Annotated in this window: 12 protein-coding genes; 5 read left to right on the forward strand and 7 right to left on the reverse strand. The window is 74.8% G+C overall.

Features of this window, described 5'->3' with window-relative positions; genetic code table 11:
• Positions 1–190 precede the first annotated feature (190 nt).
• Positions 191–847, forward strand: coding sequence for a response regulator transcription factor (locus tag ACGF5C_RS19905; protein ID WP_393303572.1), 657 nt, complete (start codon positions 191–193; stop codon positions 845–847).
• Between the two features lie 9 nt (positions 848–856).
• A complete protein-coding gene (locus tag ACGF5C_RS19910) occupies positions 857–2,350 on the forward strand; it encodes an ATP-binding protein (RefSeq protein WP_393303574.1) in 1,494 nt (497 codons plus the stop codon).
• Between the two features lie 103 nt (positions 2,351–2,453).
• On the opposite strand, the gene ACGF5C_RS19915 is transcribed toward ACGF5C_RS19910, so the two are convergent.
• From ACGF5C_RS19915 to ACGF5C_RS19930, 4 genes are all read right to left on the reverse strand, one after another.
• The gene (locus ACGF5C_RS19915; RefSeq protein ID WP_393303817.1) at positions 2,454–3,407 is read right to left on the reverse strand and encodes a TAXI family TRAP transporter solute-binding subunit; all 954 of its coding nucleotides are present in this window, start codon (positions 3,405–3,407) and stop codon (positions 2,454–2,456) included.
• 224 nt (positions 3,408–3,631) lie between these two features.
• A complete protein-coding gene (locus tag ACGF5C_RS19920; protein ID WP_357451847.1) occupies positions 3,632–4,306 on the reverse strand; it encodes a hypothetical protein in 675 nt (224 codons plus the stop codon).
• Positions 4,307–4,407: 101 nt separating this feature from the next.
• On the reverse strand, positions 4,408–5,205 hold the full coding sequence (gene yaaA, locus ACGF5C_RS19925) for a peroxide stress protein YaaA (RefSeq protein WP_393303576.1): 798 nt from the start codon (positions 5,203–5,205) through the stop codon (positions 4,408–4,410).
• A 61-nt stretch (positions 5,206–5,266) separates the two neighbouring features.
• On the reverse strand, positions 5,267–6,886 hold the full coding sequence (locus ACGF5C_RS19930) for a hypothetical protein (protein ID WP_393303578.1): 1,620 nt from the start codon (positions 6,884–6,886) through the stop codon (positions 5,267–5,269).
• 136 nt (positions 6,887–7,022) lie between these two features.
• Between ACGF5C_RS19930 and ACGF5C_RS19935 the strand changes: the two genes are divergently transcribed.
• From ACGF5C_RS19935 to ACGF5C_RS19945, 3 genes are all read left to right on the forward strand, one after another.
• Positions 7,023–8,063, forward strand: a complete 1,041-nt coding sequence (locus ACGF5C_RS19935) for an App1 family protein (RefSeq protein ID WP_393303580.1) — start codon at positions 7,023–7,025, stop codon at positions 8,061–8,063.
• A gap of 2 nt (positions 8,064–8,065) precedes the next feature.
• Positions 8,066–8,275 carry a hypothetical protein gene (locus ACGF5C_RS19940; protein ID WP_393303582.1) on the forward strand — a complete coding sequence of 70 codons (210 nt, stop codon included), beginning with the start codon at positions 8,066–8,068 and terminating at the stop codon, positions 8,273–8,275.
• A gap of 357 nt (positions 8,276–8,632) precedes the next feature.
• Positions 8,633–10,483: a family 10 glycosylhydrolase gene (locus tag ACGF5C_RS19945; RefSeq protein WP_393303819.1), complete on the forward strand. Its 1,851-nt coding sequence runs from the start codon at positions 8,633–8,635 to the stop codon at positions 10,481–10,483.
• Positions 10,484–10,535: 52 nt separating this feature from the next.
• Here ACGF5C_RS19945 and glgB read toward each other — a convergent pair whose 3' ends face one another.
• Genes glgB through glgA form a run of 3 tightly spaced genes read right to left on the reverse strand, consistent with a single transcriptional unit; the run spans position 10,536 to position 15,969 of the window.
• Positions 10,536–12,638: a 1,4-alpha-glucan branching protein GlgB gene (gene glgB, locus ACGF5C_RS19950; protein ID WP_393303584.1), complete on the reverse strand. Its 2,103-nt coding sequence runs from the start codon at positions 12,636–12,638 to the stop codon at positions 10,536–10,538.
• Positions 12,626–14,722, reverse strand: coding sequence for a maltotransferase domain-containing protein (locus tag ACGF5C_RS19955; protein ID WP_393303586.1), 2,097 nt, complete (start codon positions 14,720–14,722; stop codon positions 12,626–12,628). Before ACGF5C_RS19955 ends, glgB begins: the two co-directional genes overlap by 13 nt.
• 38 nt (positions 14,723–14,760) lie before the next feature.
• The gene (gene glgA / locus ACGF5C_RS19960) at positions 14,761–15,969 is read right to left on the reverse strand and encodes a glycogen synthase (RefSeq protein ID WP_393303588.1); all 1,209 of its coding nucleotides are present in this window, start codon (positions 15,967–15,969) and stop codon (positions 14,761–14,763) included.
• Between the last annotated feature and the right edge of the window lie 69 nt (positions 15,970–16,038).

The following is a 16,038-nucleotide window of genomic DNA, read 5'->3' on the forward strand; positions in this document are numbered from 1 at the left end:
TACCGCCCGCGCCGCCGCTCTCGGTGCGGGTCTCCGGGCTCCGACCCGGGGCCCGCCGCCCGTTCCCGCCGGGGCCGGAGAGGGGTCGGGCCGCCGTCCGCACGGCGGTCTACGCGGGGCCTACCCCTCCCGCTCCCGGCCGGCTTCTGTCACCATTCGTGGTCGACACACCGACGAATGGGGGCCCCGGGTGCGCATCCTGCTGGTCGAGGACGACCGTCGGGTGGCCGCCGCGCTCTCCTCCGCCCTCACCCGCCGGGGATACGAGGTGGAGCACGCGGCGACCGTAGCCGCCGCCCTCTCCGCCGCCCCCTGCGACCTGGTGCTGCTCGACCTGACCCTGCCGGACGGGGACGGCACCGACCTGTGCCGCGAGCTGCGCCGGCGCAGCAGCCAGCTCGGCATCATCGCGGTGACCGCCCGGGGCGAGGAGCGGGACCGGGTGCTCGGCCTGCGGCTGGGCGCGGACGACTACGTGGTCAAGCCCTTCTCCATGACCGAGCTCCAGGCCCGCATCGAGGCGGTGCTGCGCCGCGCGGCGCACACGGTGCCCGCGCGCAACCTGATCGAGGCCGGGCCCGTCCGCATCGACGTGGCCGCGCGGACGGTCGCCGTGGCCGGCCGGCCGGTGGCGCTGACCCGCAAGGAGTTCGACGTCCTGCTCTCCCTGGCCCGGCAGCCCGGGGTGGCGGTGCCCCGCGAGCGGATCCTGCTCGACGCCTGGGGCACCACCTGGGGCGACGGGCACACGGTCGAGGTGCACGTCGGCTCGCTGCGGGGCAAGCTGGGCGACCCCCGCCTGGTGGAAACCGTCCGTGGGGTCGGCTACCGGCTGCGCGGCGAGTGAGGCGGCGCCGTGCGACGTCGGCTGGTGATCAGCTACCTGCTGCTGATGGTGCTGGTGCTGATCGCGCTGGAGACCCCGCTGGCGGCCACCCTGGCCACCCGGGAGACCGACCGGGTGCGCGCCGACCGGCTCGCCGACGCCACCCGGTTCGCCTCGCTGGCCGGTCCGGCGCTGCGCGGCGGGACTCCCGGCCCGCTCGACAACGAGCTGCGCAGCTACGACGACCTGTACGGGATCGGCGCGGCGGTGGTCGACCGGGACCGCCGGACGGTGGCGGCCTCCGAGAGTTGGCGGCCGGCCGCGGGGACCCGGGAGGCGCTGGACACCGCGCTCTCGGGCCAGCAGGCCAGTGGGCCGGAGTCGGTCTGGCCGTGGGTCGACCGGCCGATCGTGGTGGCGGTGCCGATCAACGACGGCGGCGAGGTGCTCGGGGCGGTGGTCACCGCCACCCCGACCGACTCGGTCCGGCGCGCGGTCACCGTCTGGTGGCTGGTGCTGGCCGGGACGGGGCTGCTCGCCGTTCTGGCCTGCGTGCTCACCGCGTTCGGGCTGGCCGGCTGGGTGCTGCGCCCGGTCACCGAGCTGGACGCGGTCACCCACGAGATCGCCGAGGGGGACCGCGGCGCCCGCGTGCAGCACCGGCTCGGCCCGCCGGAGCTGCGCCGGCTGGCGGCCAGCTTCAACCACATGGCCGACGTCGTCTCCGACGTGATGGACCGGCAGCGCGCCTTCGTGGCGCACGCCAGCCACCAGCTGCGCAACCCGCTGACCGCGCTGCGACTGCGGGTGGAGGAGCTGGGGCTGAGCCTGACCGACCCGGACGGCCAGGCCGAGCACCGGCTGGCCCTGGAGGAGACCGACCGGCTCACCCTGGTGCTGGACGCGCTGCTCACCCTGGCCCGCGCCGAGCGGCGGGAGAACCAGCGGGTCACCGTCGACGCGGCGGCCGTGGCCGCGTCCCGGGTCGCCGCGTGGGAGCCGCTCGCCCGGCACCGGGCGGTCACCCTCCGGCTCGCGGCGGAGGACTCACCGGCGTACGCGCGGACCGTGCCGACCGCCATCGACCAGGCCCTGGACGCGCTGATCGACAACGCCGTGAAGTTCAGCGGTGCCGGCGGGGCGGTGACGGTGACCGTGCGGCACCACGAGGGCGGGACGGCGCTGGAGGTCCGGGACACCGGCCCGGGCATGACGGAGAGCCAGCTCGGCCAGGCGACCGAGCGGTTCTGGCGGGCGCCGGAGGTGCAGAACGTCGACGGCGCCGGGCTGGGCCTCACCATCGTCGCCGTGCTGGTCGACGCCTCGGACGGGCGGCTCACCATGCGCCGGGGCGAGCCGCGCGGCCTGGTCGCCGGCCTGTGGTTCCCGGCCCCGATCCAGTCGGCGGACCCGGCAGACCCGACGGATCCGGCCGAGCCGGTCCCCGCCGGTGCTCCCGCGCCGCCCGTCGACGCGCCCGCCGCACCGGTCCCCGCCGGGCCGCGGCACGCCGTGACCGGGTGACGCCCCGCCCGGGCGACGTCGCCGCCGTCCGACCGAGGTCCTCCTGATCGCCCGCCGGCCGGGCGTCCCGTGACCGCCGCCGGCCGGCGGTCGGCCGCCAGGATCAGGGCTTGGCAGCGCGGTACCAGCCGGCGGCACCGGGGTGCAGCGGCAGCGGGGAGGTGGCGATGGCCGAGCGCGGGCTCATCCGGCCGGCGGCGGGATGAGCCGCGGCCAGCTCCTGCCGGCGTTCCATCAGCAGCCGGGTCACCTCCCGGACCAGCGCTTCCGGCAGGTCGGCCCGGACGATCAGGAAGTTCGGGTTGGCCACGGTGGTGACCGGGTCCGTGCCGTACACCGAGCGGGGGACGTCCCGGGAGACGTAGACCTGGGGGTTGCTGCCGCGCAGCAGCTCGGTCCACTCGCCGAGGTCGACGATCCGGGTCGCGCTGTCGTCCGCGAGCTGCTTCACCGCGCTGACCGGCAGCCCGCCGGAGAAGAAGAACGCGTCGATCGTGCCGGCCCGCAGCGCCGCCACCGAGTCGTCGAGGCCGAGCCGCTCCCGGTGCACCCGGTCGCCGCCCAGCCGCGCCACCTCCAGCAGCCGGGAGGCGGTTATCTCGGTGCCGGAGCCGGGGGCGCCCACGGAGACCCGCCGCCCGCCCAGGTCGGCCAGCGTGCGGACCGGCCCGCCGGCGGTGGTGACCAGGTGCAGCAGGTCGTCGTAGACCCGGGCGACCGCGACGACCGACGGGTGCGTCGCCGGCGCGGCCGGCAGCACGTCGGCCTGGGTGAAACCCAGCTCGGCCTCGCCCGAGCCGACCAGCCGGACGTTCTCCGCCGAGGCGGCGGTGACCACCACGCTGGCCTCGACGTTCGGCATCTCCCGGTTGAGGATGTCGGCCAGCGACCGGCCGAAGGCGTGGTAGACCGCCGTCGGGCTGCCGGTCGCGATCCGGATCCGCACCGGCGGCTCGGGGGAGTCCTGGCAGCCGGCGAGGCCGGGCAGCGTCACCACCAGCAGCAGCGACAGCAGCGCCGCCGGACGGCCATGCCCGAACCAGGACGACAGGCGCACGGCGCGGGCGCGGCAGGACCGGGTTCGACTCACGGGCTGCACTCTGCGCCGCGCGGGGCGTCACCGCAACCCGCGGCCCACCGGTCGGACTACGGCCCCGGCACCGGGTCGACGGTGAGGGTCAGTTCGCTGCCGTACGCGACCGAGGCCGGAACGGCGGTCCCGGGCGGTCCGCCGGCGCCCCGCCAGACGCGGACCGCGCGGTGGTCGCGGTCATCCGGCCGTCATGCCGGCTCGGCTGCCCGGGCGGGCTCCAGCGCGGCGCTGTGCAGGATCCGCTCGCGGTCCGGACCGTCGGCGACGCAGACCAGGAAGCACCCGGTGCCGGGGCGCAGCAGCGCCGGCACGTCCAGCAGAGCGGCCCCGCGCACCAGGACGGCGGCCAGTTCCCGGTCGGTGAGCCGGACGCCGAGGATGTGTCGGCGTACGTGCCGCCCCCCGGCGAGCAGGGCGGCCCGCCAGGCCGCCGCGGCCAGCCGGGGCCGCCACACCCGCCGCGCCGTCGACGCGCCGGGGACCGGGCCGCCCAGCAGCTCGCGCCGGCCCTGCCGCCAGCCGGCCTCCAGTGTCCGCGCGTACGCCGGCCGGTCCGCCGGGGGCACCGAGAGCCGGTGCAGCTCGTACCGGCGGCGCAGCCCGCCGACGGTCACCTCGTGCTCGATCGGGACGTCCAACCGGCCGAGCAGTTGCCGGAACCGCAGGGCGGCCTCCTCCCGGTTGAACTCGACGGTCGCCGGACGGTGGTGCGGCACCGGGCGGCGGGCGCCGGCGACGGCCGGCGGGGGCATGCAGCGCAGCAGGCAGGCGGCCTCGAACGCGTCGGCCAGGGTCAGCCAGTCCAGCGGCGGCGGGGTCGACGGGAGGCGCGGCCGGTCGAGCAGGATCGGTTCGGGAGCCAACTCAGGCACTCCTTGTCGGCGTCGGGGTCCCCCTACGGTGGCCCGAAGACGCCGACGGGGAAACCGATCCGCCCCAGCCTTGAGGAAATCTTGCGGCAGCCCTACAACTCGGTGACGACCAGGTCGACCTGGCGTGGCCGGTGGGACGGCCCGGGCTGCTCCAGCACCGTGTACTTCAGGTCGCGCAGCGCCGCCACCAGCCCGTCGGCCGAGCGCGGCCGGGCGCCCGCGGTCAGCAGGTCCCGTACCAGCCGACCCTTGGTCGCCTTGTTGAAGTGGCTCACCACCGACCGGACGGGCACGCCGTCGACCTCCCGCTCGTGCAGCACCCGGACCGTCACGGTGCGGGCGGCCACCTCGCCGCGGGGCGCCCAGGTGGCCGCGTACGCGCCGGAGCGCAGGTCGAGCACCGGCCCGGCACCGGCCGCGGCGTCCATCGCCGGCGCGAGGGCCCGCCGCCAGTACGCCGACAGCGCGCCCACCCCCGGCAGCCGCGCCCCGACCGGGCAGCGGTAGGGCGGGATCCGGTCGGTGAGGCGTACCGCGCCCCAGAGGCCCGAGCTGATCAGCACCGACCGGCGGGCCGCCCGCTGCGCGGCCGGCGGGAGCGAGGCGAGGTCGAGCGCCTCGTAGAGCACGCCGGTGTAGAGCCGGTCGGCGGGGGCGGTGGCCGCCACCCGCAGCCGGGCGTTGCGCCGCAGCTCGCCGCGCTGGCTCTCGCTGAGCCCCAGCGCCGCCCGGGCCGCCTCCTCGTCGCCGCCGTCACTGAGCGCCACCAGCGCGGCCAGCACCTCCTCCCGGGCGCCGGTCAGCTCCGGCAGGGAGAGCCGGGCGAGGTCCAGCCGCCGGCCGGTGCCGGCGTCGGCCTTCCCCTCGGAGGGCGGCAGCAGGATGAGCATCGGTGACTCCTCGCCTCGGCTCGGCGCCCGCGCGCCGGCCCGGCCAGCGTACGGCCCGTCCCTACCGCCACGGCCGCACCGGCGTCTCCGGGTGGTACACGCGATACCCGCCCACCTCGGCGAGCAGCGCCGCGTCGGCCCGGTCGCCGAGCAGCCGGCGCAGCCGCCGCTCCGCCGCCGAACCGGCCGCCAGCACGTACCCGGGCCGGTCGGCCCGCCCCACCTGCCGCCAGTACGCGGGGTAGCGGTTCTGCCCGGGGGTGAGTTCGCCGTCGAGCACCGCGCACACCACCGACTCGTCGGTGTTGAAGATCAGCCGGTTGCAGGTCCAGTAGTCCCCGTACACCTCGTGGGGGCCGCCCGCGCGGAGCCGGTCGGCCAGCTCGCGGGCCTGCCGCTCCTCGACCCGGGACGCCTCGGTGCCGGTGGCGGCGAACTGCACGGTGACCACCAGCGTGGTCGCGGTCAGCGCGGCGAGCACGGCGGTGGCGAGCGCCCCGGCCAACCGGCCGAGCGCCCCGACGGTGCCCCGCCAGCAGGCGACCGCCGCCAGCCAGAGCGGCCACAGCACCGCCGGCAGGGAGAGCTGGAGGACCGACAGGTACCGGGCGTTGTCCAGCGGGCTGGTGGCGGCCAGCGGGCTGCGCACGTACGAGAGCAGGGTCAGCGCCGCGCCCACGACCAGCGCGAGGTGCACCACCGGGCCGACCCGGCGGCCGGGTGAGGTGCCCGCAGCCCGGCGGTACGCGACCACGGCGAACGCGGCGGCGACCACCAGCAGCAGCGGGTAGAGCAGGCCGAACCACCCCTGCCAGCGGGAACAGCCGTCCACCGGGCAGAGGCCGGCGGCGAGCGGCACCCCCTCCAGCAGCCCGCCGTCGAGCCGACTGGTCCACGGCGGGGTCGTCCCGGCCCGGGTGCTGACCTCGCGCAACACCGACAGCGAGTCCTCGCCAGGCGGGGCGACCAGGTTGTCCCGGATCATCGGCGCGATCCCGACGGCGAACCCGGCCAGCAGCAGCGCCCCGGCCCAGCCGAGCAACTCCCGGCGGGCCACCCAGAGCAGCGCCAGCGCGGCCACCCCCAGGTAGGGCAGGATCAGCCAGTCCGACCAGGCGGCCACCCCGGCGAGCAGGCCGAAGAGCCCGACGGCCAGCCGGCGGTGCCGCACGGTGCCCCGGGCGAGTCCCACCACGACCAGCAGCATCAGCAGCACGGCGACCTTGACCTCCGGCCGGCCGCCGACCACGGTCAACTGGTCCCGGACCACCCGCTCCCCGCCGAGGGCGAGCAGCCCGACGACGAAGGCCGCGAACCAGGGCGAGCAGATCCGCCGGGTCAGCCGGTGGATCAGCCAGAGGAAGACGGCGTAGAGCAGCAGCAGCGGCAGGCGCAGCAGCGGCCAGCTCGGCCCGGCGACCGCGATGAGCGGCGCCGCCAGGTAGGACTCCAGCACGCCCATGTAGCGCTGGCCGTAGAGGAAGACGGGCAGCTCGCGGCCCTGCGCGATGTGCATCGCGGCCAGCCCGAAGGTGGCCTCGTCGCTGTTGGAGACGGGCACCGTGTGCAGGGTCAGCACCAGCCGGTAGCCGACCCCGGCGAGCCCGAACAGCAGCGCGACGAGCGCCGGCCGGTCGAGCTGCGGGCGCCACCGCCCACGCTTGCGTACTGGTTGCGACACGACCAACGCCCCCGTCGTCGTCCCGACCGGAGTGTTACACGCCGCCGGGGCCGGGCGGGGCGGATCGGCGCAGCCGGCGGCCGGCGAAGATCGCCTCGCGTGGCCGAGGTCGCCGGGTTGTGGCAGGGTTGCTGACGTGCCACCCACTCCCGCTGGCCAGTTGGCCGTACCGAACCTGCACCGGGCCGCGCGGATCGAGGACGCCGTGCACGCGCTGGTCGAGCGTCGGCTGCGGCGGACCGGCTGGCGGACCAACATCATCGCGTACGCCGGTTACGGCGCGCCCGGTTGGGTGCGGGTGATGTGCCGGGTGCTGCTGGGGCGGCCGGACACCCGCCAGCGGGGCCGACTGGAGAAGGTCCGCGGCTGGCGCAGCTTCACCACGCTGCCGGCCAAGCACGTGACGGTGACCGTCGAGGCCGGCGGGGTGCGCCACGAGGCGCAGGCCGACCGCAGCGGCTTCGTCGACACCGTGGTCGAGGCGGACGTGTCGCCGGGGTGGGGCGCGGTGCGGATCAGCCTGCCGGATGCAGAGCCGGTCGAGGCGCCGGTGCGCATCCTCGACCCGGAGGTGCGTTTCGGCATCCTCTCCGACATCGACGACACGGTCATGGTGACCGCGCTGCCCCGCCCGCTGCTCGCGGCCTGGAACACCTTCGTCCTCGACGAGCACGCCCGGGCGGCGGTGCCCGGCATGGCGGTGCTCTACGAGCGGCTGGCCACCGCGCACCCCGGCGCGCCGGTCTTCTACCTGTCGACCGGCGCCTGGAACGTCGCGCCGACGCTGACCCGGTTCCTGTCCCGGCACCTCTACCCGGCCGGGCCGCTGCTGCTGACGGACTGGGGGCCGACCGCGGACCGCTGGTTCCGCAGCGGCCGGGAGCACAAGCGGGTCACCCTGGCCCGGCTGGCCAAGGAGTTCCCCGACGTGAAGTGGCTGCTGGTCGGCGACGACGGGCAGCACGACCCGGAGATCTACCGCGAGTTCGCCGCCGCCCATCCGCAGAACGTGGCGGGGGTGGCGATCCGCCGGCTCTCGCCCACCCAGGCGGTGCTGGCCGGTAGCCTGCCCGCCCCGGCCGGCAGCTCCTCGGCGGGGCCGGTGGGGCAGAAGTGGCTCTCCGCGCCCGACGGCGCCGGCCTGTGGAAGCTGCTGCGCGACGCCGGCCTGGTCTGACGATGAGAGACATTCTGGTCGCGGGAATCAGCGAAAAGCCTCAGCCGGAGGGTGCCCTCATTTTCGGCGTGATAGTCGTCGTCGTGTCCCTGGTTGGCGTCTTCAACCGCAGGATTGTGTGGGGTGGCCGTCTGTATGTCCCGATAACAGGAATCCTGTTCGGGCTGGTGATGATTGGTATCGCGGTCGCCGGATCTGGCGGGAAGGCTTAGCGTGAGGCTGGCTCTGGCGTCGGTTGGCGGGACCGCCGCGCGGCCGAGGCGGCGCCCATGTGGTGCGTCCACCGGGTGTGCCGGGCGATCCTCGCCGTGGGCCGCGGGGCGACCCCCGAACGGTGAAAGCCGTGAAGGATACTTGCGTAGCTGCTCGACAGGGCTGAATATATTTTCGTGCGCAGAGGCTATGGTCGATTCCTTCCCGGCGCGGCGCTGGTCGCGGCGCTGACGCTCGGCGCGGCCGTCCCCACGGGCGCCCCCACCTCCCGGCCCGTCACGCCGGACACCGTGCCGGTCGCCGCCCAGGCGGCCTGCGTGACCGATCCGGCGACCCCGAAGCGGCAGTCCCGGGCGATGTGGATGGCCAGCGTGGCCAACATCGACTGGCCCAGCCGCACCGGGCTGACCCCGGCCGCCCAGCAGGCGGAGTACCGGTCCTGGCTCGACCTGGCGCGCCAGCAGCGGATGAACGCCGTCGTCGTGCAGATCCGCCCCGCCGCCGACGCGTTCTGGCCGTCACCGTACGAGCCCTGGTCGCAGTGGCTCACCGGCACCCAGGGCACCCACCCCGGCTACGACCCGCTGGCCTTCATGGTGGCCGAGGCGCACGCCCGCAACCTGGAGTTCCACGCCTGGTTCAACCCGTACCGGGTGGCCAACCACACCGACCTCACCAGGCTGGCGGCCAACCACCCGGCCCGCAAGAACCCGGGCTGGACCGTCGCCTACGGCGGCCAGCTCTACTACAACCCCGGCATCCCCGCCGTCCGCGCCTTCGTGCAGGACGCGATGATGGACGCCGTCCGCCGCTACGACATCGACGCGGTGCACTGGGACGACTACTTCTACCCGTACCCGGTCAGCGGGGTCGCCTTCCCCGACCAGGCCACCTACGCCCAGTACGGCGCGGGCTTCGGCAACATCGCCGACTGGCGGCGCAACAACGTCAACCTGCTGGTGCAGGAGATGGGCGCGAAGATCCACGCGGCGAAGCCGTGGGTGAAGTTCGGGGTCAGCCCGTTCGGCATCTGGCGCAACGCCGGCACCGACCCGCTCGGCTCGCGCACCACCGGCCTCCAGTCGTACGACGCGATCTACGCCGACACCCGACGCTGGGTGCGCCAGGGCTGGGTCGACTACATCGCCCCGCAGCTCTACTGGCACATCGGTCACCCGGCGGCCGACTACGCGGAGCTGGTGCGCTGGTGGTCCGAGACGGTGAGCGGCACCGACGTCCAACTGCTCGTCGGGCAGGGCACCTACCGCGCGGGCGCGGCGGGGCAGGACGCGGCCTGGCAGGATCCGGCCGAGCTGACCGACCACCTGACGCTCAACCGCGCGTACCCCCGCGTCGTCGGCGACATCCAGTTCAGCGCCAAGGACGTGCGCGCCGACCGGATCGGCGCGGTCAGCCGGCTCGTGGCCGACCACTACCGCCAGCCGGCGCTGGTGCCCCTCGCCGCCGGGCTGGGCGGCGCCGCGCCCGCCGCGCCGAACCTGACCTCGGCGGTGCGCGGCACCGGCGGGGTGACCCTGAGCTGGCAGCGCGGCGCCACGGGCAGCACCACGGCGTACGCCGTGTACCGGCTGCCCGGCGACGGCGCGGTCGACCCCTGCGACCTCGCCGATGGCCGGCACCTGCTCGGCACCGTCCGCGCCTCGGGCAGCACCGGGATGTTCACCGACGCCACCGCCGCCGCCGGCGGCACGTACCGGTACCTGGTGACCGCGCTGGACCGGCTGCACCACGAGAGCGCGGCCAGCAATGTGCGGCTGGTGACGGCGGCCGGCGGGACGTTCAGCGTGGTCGTGGACAACGCCACCGCCGGGGGCTTCGCCGCCGCCACCACCTGGGGCACGTCGTCGTACTCCTCGGCGCGCTACGGCGCGAACTACCGGTACGCCAACCCGCAGGCGGTCAGCGACCCGGCCTGGTTCAGCGCGGCGCTGCCCGCCACCGACAGCTACCGGGTCGAGGTCTGGTACCCGGCCGACCCCGGCTACAACAGCGCCACGCCCTACCTGGTGGCGACGGCGACCGGGACCGTGACGGTCACCGTCGACCAGCGGTCCGGCGGCGGGCAGTGGCGGGTGCTGGGCACCTACCAGCTCGCCGCGGGGGAGCGCCCCGTGATCGGGGTGAGCCGGTGGACGAGCGCGCAGGGCTACGTCGTCGCCGACGCGGTGCGGATCACCCGGCTCTGAGCGTGCCGCTTTCCCCGGGACGTCACGGCGTCCCGGGGAGAGGGCCGTGCGCTCAGTCCCGACGCAGCCAGAGCACGCCGAGCGGCGGCACCTGGAGCGCGGCGGACGCCGGCAGGCCGTGCCACGGCACGCTCTCGGCGTGCACCTCGCCCAGGTTGCCCACCCCCGACCCGCCGTAGTGGTGGGAGTCGGTGTTGAGCACCTCCGCCCAGGTGCCGCCGGCGGGCAGCCCGATGCGGTAGTCCGACAGCGGCCGGGCGGAGAAGTTCGCCACGCAGACCAGGGTCGCGCCGTCGGGGGCGATCCGCACGAACGAGACGGTGTTGTTGGCGACGTCGTCCGCGGCGATCCACCGGAACCCGGCCGGGTCCGTGTCCTGCGCCCACAGCGCGGGAGTGTCCCGGTAGACCGCGTTCAGGTCGCCGACGAGGCGCTGCACGCCGGCCCGAGCCGGGTCGTGCAGCAGGTGCCAGTCGAGCCCCCGCTCCTCGCTCCACTCCCGGTCGTCGGCCAGCTCGCAGCCCATGAAGAGCAACTGCTTGCCCGGGTGCGCCCACATGTACGCCAGCAGGGCGCGGACCGTGGCCAGCCGCTGCCAGGTGTCGCCGGGCATCTTGCCCGCGAGGGAACCCTTGCCGTGCACCACCTCGTCGTGGCTGATCGGCAGCACGTAGTTCTCGCTCCAGGCGTACGCCAGGGAGAACGTGAGCTGGTGGTGGTGATGCTGCCGGTAGATCGGGTCCTTCGAGGTGTAGAGCAGGGTGTCGTGCATCCAGCCCATGTTCCACTTGAAACCGAAGCCGAGCCCGCCGGCGTCGGTGGAGCGGGTGACCCCCGGCCAGGCGGTGGACTCCTCGGCGATCATCACCACCCCGGCGTGGTGCTTGTAGACCGTCGCGTTCACCTCCTGCATGAACGCGATCGCCTCCAGGTTCTCCCGCCCGCCGTACCGGTTCGGCAGCCACTGCCCCTCGGGGCGGGAGTAGTCCAGGTAGAGCATCGAGGCCACCGCGTCGACCCGCAGCCCGTCGACGTGGAACTGCTCGCACCAGTAGAGCGCGTTGGCGACCAGGAAGTTGCGCACCTCGCGGCGGCCGAAGTCGAAGACGTACGTGCCCCAGTCGGGGTGCTCGCCCCGGCGCGGGTCGGGATGCTCGTAGAGGGGGGTGCCGTCGAAGCGGGCGAGGGCCCACTCGTCCTTGGGGAAGTGCGCCGGCACCCAGTCGAGGATCACGCCGACGCCGGCGGCGTGCAGCCGGTCCACCAGGTAACGGAAGTCGTCCGGGTCGCCGAACCGGGACGTCGGCGCGAAGTAGCCGGTGACCTGGTAGCCCCAGGAGCCGCCGAACGGGTGCTCCATCACGGGCAGGAACTCCACGTGCGTGAAGCCCAGCCCGGTGACGTACGCGGTCAGCTCCTCGGCCAGCTCCCGGTAGCCCAGCCCGGGCCGCCAGGAGCCCAGGTGCACCTCGTAGACGCTCATCGGCTCCTGGTGCGGCTGCCGCCGGGCCCGCCGCTCCAGCCAGGCGGCGTCGCCCCACTCGTACGTGGACCGGTGCACCACCGACGCGGTGGCCGGCGGCACCTCGGCGTACGCCGCCAGGGGGTCGGCCTTGTCCCGCCAGTGCCCGTCGGCGCCGAGGATCCGGTACTTGTAGCGGGCGCCGGCCGAGGCGCCCGGGACGAAGACCTCCCACACGCCGCTGGCGCCGAGGGAGCGCATCGGCCAGCCGTCGTCCGGGGCCCAGCCGGTGAAGTCGCCGACGATCCGGACGCCGCGCGCGTTCGGCGCCCAGACGGCGAACGCGACGCCCTCGTCGAGGACCCGGGCGCCGAGCGCCTCCCAGAGCCGCTCGTGCCGGCCCTCGCCGATCAGGTGCAGGTCCAGCTCGCCGACGGTGGGCGGGTGGCGGTACGGGTCGTCGTGCACCCGGCCGTCGACCTCGATCCGGTAGTCGAGCACCTCGCCTGGCACCGTGGTCTCGAACACGCCGGCGTCGTGCACCCGCCGCATCGGGTGCCGCTCGCCGTCGACGAGGACGGCGACGTCGGCGGCGCCGCGGCGCAGCGTGCGGACGACCGTCCGCCCGCCGGCCGGGTGCGCGCCGAGGACGGCGTGCGGGTCGTGCGTCGCGCCGGCGATCAACTCGTCCATCGGGGATCGTCCTCCTGCGCGGGAACGGTGGGGGCGGTGCCGCCCGAGAGGTCGCCGGGAACGTTCTCGACGGTCAGGCCCTGCGCCGCCGGCGCCTGTGCCGCCGTGCCGGCCGGGGGAGCGGGCCGCCGCACGGTCAGCACGTGCGCGGGTTGCAGGTACGGGTCGAGGCGCACCGCGTTGTGCTGCCCCCAGTCGTAGCTGGCGCCGGTCAGCTCGTCGTGCACCGTGAACCGGTCGTGCCAGTCGAAGCCGAGCGCCGGCATGTCCAGCGTGGTGTTGCCCCACTGCACGCCCTGCGCGTCGAACGAGCAGACCACGACGACCGTGTTGCCGGTGTCCGGGTCGTGTTTGGACCAGCAGAGCAGCGCCGGGTTGTCGATCTCGTGGAAGACGAGGTTGCGGAGCTGGTGCAGGGCCGGGTTCTCCCGGCGTACCCGGTTGAGGGTGGCGATGAACGGCGCCAGGGAGCGGCCCTGCGCCTGCGCGCCCGCCCAGTCCCTCGGACGCAGCTCGTACTTCTCGTTGTCGAGGTACTCCTCGGCGCCGGGGCGGGCCACGTGCTCGAACAGCTCGTAGCCGGCGTACATGCCCCAGGACGGGGAGAGCAGCGCGGCCAGCACGGCCCGGATCTTGAACATGGGCGGGCCGCCGTGCTGCAACGAGGAGTGCAGGATGTCCGGCGTGTTCGGCCAGAAGTTGGGTCGCATGTGGTCGGCCGCCGCGACCAGCTCCTCGCAGTACGCCCGCATCTCGGCCGCCGAGGTGCGCCACGTGAAGTACGTGTACGACTGGGTGAAGCCGATCTTGCCCAGGCCGTGCATGATCGCCGGCCGGGTGAACGCCTCGGCGAGGAAGAGCACGTCCGGGTCGACCCTCTTCACCTCGGCGATCAGCCAGTGCCAGAAGTCGAACGGCTTCGTGTGCGGGTTGTCCACCCGGAAGATCCGGATGCCCTCGCCCACCCAGTGCAGCACCACCCGCAGGATCTCCGCCCGGATGCCCTCCGGGTCGTTGTCGAAGTTCAGCGGGTAGATGTCCTGGTACTTCTTCGGCGGGTTCTCCGCGTACGCGATGCTGCCGTCGGCCCGCGTGGTGAACCACTCCGGGTGCTCCGTCACCCACGGGTGGTCCGGCGCGCACTGCAACGCCAGGTCCATCGCCACCTCCAGGCCCTGCTCGGCGGCGGCGGCGACGAAGTCCCGGAAGTCCTCCGGCGTACCCAGGTCGGGGTGGATGGCGTCGTGGCCGCCCTCGGCGGCGCCGATCGCCCACGGCGAGCCGACGTCGTCCGGGCCCGCGGTCAGCGAGTTGTTGCGGCCCTTGCGGTTGACCCGGCCGATCGGGTGGATCGGCGGCAGGTAGAGCACGTCGAAGCCCATCGCGGCGACGCCCGGCAGGCGCTCGGTGGCGGTGGCGAACGTGCCGGAGCGGGCCGGCGCGTCGACGGTGGCCGGGACGGCCCCCTCGGAGCGGGGGAAGAACTCGTACCAGGCGGAGAAGAGCGCGCGGGGGCGGTCCACCCAGAGCCGGTGCTCCTCGCCGGTGGTGACCAGCTCCCGGACCGGGTGCTCCCAGAGCAGGCCGGCCAGCTCCAGCGCCGGAGCGACCCGCCGGGGCAACGGCAGCCGGTCGTCGCGCAGCGCCGCCACCGCCGCCGACACCCGGTCGACGTCGCCCGCCGGCACCAGCGCGGCGGCGGCCGTCAGCACCCGGGCGCCCTCGGCGAGGTCGTTGGCCAGCTCCGCCGGCCCCTGGCCGGCGGCCAGCTTCTTGGTGACCGCGTTCTGCCAGGTCAGGTAGGGGTCCTGGAACGCCTCGACGGTGAACACCCACTCGCCGACCGCGTCCGGGCGGATGACCGCGTGCCAGCGGTCCTGGCCGGGCTCGCCGGGGCGCATCCGGGTGAACGGCCGGGCCCGCCCGTCGGGGCCCAGCCACACCACGTTGCAGCCGAGCGCGTCGTGCCCCTCTCGGTAGGCGCGGGCCGACACCGGCACGGGCTCGCCCACCACCGCCTTGGCCGGGTAGCGACCGCAGGAGACGACGGGGGAGACGTCTTCGATCGGAAACCGTCCAGTCACCCCGCCAACCTACTGCGCGAGATCGATTCCCGCGCGGCTCAGCCGGCGGCGCCCACCGACCGGTACACCTCCAGCGTCCGCCGCGCCACGGCGTCCCAGGAAAACTGCTCGACGGCCCGGCGCCGGCCGGCGAGCCCGAACTCCGTGGCGCGCCCCGGGTCGGCCAGCACCTCGTTGACCCTGGCCGCGAGGTCGGCGACGAACCGGCCCGGGTCCAGCGGCCGGCCGGAGCCGTCGGCGGCCTGCTCGATCGGCACCAGCAGCCCGGTCCCGCCGTCGACGACCACCTCCGGGATGCCGCCGGTCGCGGTGGCCACCACCGCCGTCTCGCAGGCCATCGCCTCCAGGTTCACGATGCCCATCGGCTCGTATACCGACGGACAGACGAAGACCGTGGCGTGCGTGAGCACCTGGATCACCTCGTGCTTGGGCAGCATCTCGGCGATCCAGACGACTCCCGAGCGGCCCGCCCGCAGCTCGGCCACCAGGCCCTCCACCTCGGCGGCGATCTCCGGGGTGTCCGGCGCCCCGGCCAGCAGCACCAGCTGGGCGTCGGCGGGCAGGTCGCGCGCCGCGCGCAGCAGGTAGGGCAGCCCCTTCTGCCGGGTGATCCGCCCGACGTACACCACGCTCGGGCGGGCCGGGTCGATGCCGAGCCGGTCCACCACGTCGGTGCCGTGGTCCGGGGAGTACTCGTCGGTGTCGATGCCGTTGTAGACCACCCGGACCCGGTCCGGGTCCACCGCCGGGTACGCGGTCAGCACGTCACGCCGCATCCCCTCGCTGACCGCGACGACCGCGTCGGCGGCCTCGAAGGCCGTGCGCTCGCACCAGGACGAGAGCGCGTACCCGCCGCCGAGCTGCTCGGCCTTCCACGGCCGCAGCGGCTCCAGGCTGTGCGCGGTCACCACGTGCGGCACGCCGTGCAGCAGCTTCGCGGTGTGCCCGGCCAGGTTGGCGTACCAGGTGTGGCTGTGCACCACGTCGGTGCCGGCGCACGCCGCCGCCATCTCCAGATCCACGCCCATCGTCCGCAGCGCGGCGTTCGCGCCGCCCAGGCCCGCCGGTTCGGCGTACGCGGTGACGCCCGGCTCGATGCGCGGCGCGCCGAAGCAGTGCACCCGCACGTCGGCGAGCCGACGCAGCTCACGGGCCAGGTACTCCACGTGCACCCCGGCGCCGCCGTACACCTCGGGCGGGTACTCCCGGGTCAGCAGGTCGACGCGAAGGTGCGCGGATTCCGTCATCCCCCGCACCCTAGTGCAGAAGTGTGCCCGTACGAGTGGTGAAGTCCGCGGCGGATGGTTAGCGTCTGA

Source organism: Micromonospora sp. NPDC047620 (assembly GCF_043205005.1).
Classification (GTDB): Bacteria; Actinomycetota; Actinomycetes; order Mycobacteriales; family Micromonosporaceae; genus Micromonospora.

Bases quoted from the DNA above. Each gene is read 5' to 3' on its own strand.
- yaaA (WP_393303576.1), bottom strand. From the start codon at position 5,205: ATGCTCATCCTGCTGCCGCCCTCCGAGGGGAAGGCCGACGCCGGCACC.
- ACGF5C_RS19940 (WP_393303582.1), top strand. From the start codon at position 8,066: ATGAGAGACATTCTGGTCGCGGGAATCAGCGAAAAGCCTCAGCCGGAG.
- ACGF5C_RS19945 (WP_393303819.1), top strand. From the start codon at position 8,633: ATGTGGATGGCCAGCGTGGCCAACATCGACTGGCCCAGCCGCACCGGG.
- glgB (WP_393303584.1), bottom strand. From the start codon at position 12,638: ATGGACGAGTTGATCGCCGGCGCGACGCACGACCCGCACGCCGTCCTC.
- glgA (WP_393303588.1), bottom strand. From the start codon at position 15,969: ATGACGGAATCCGCGCACCTTCGCGTCGACCTGCTGACCCGGGAGTAC.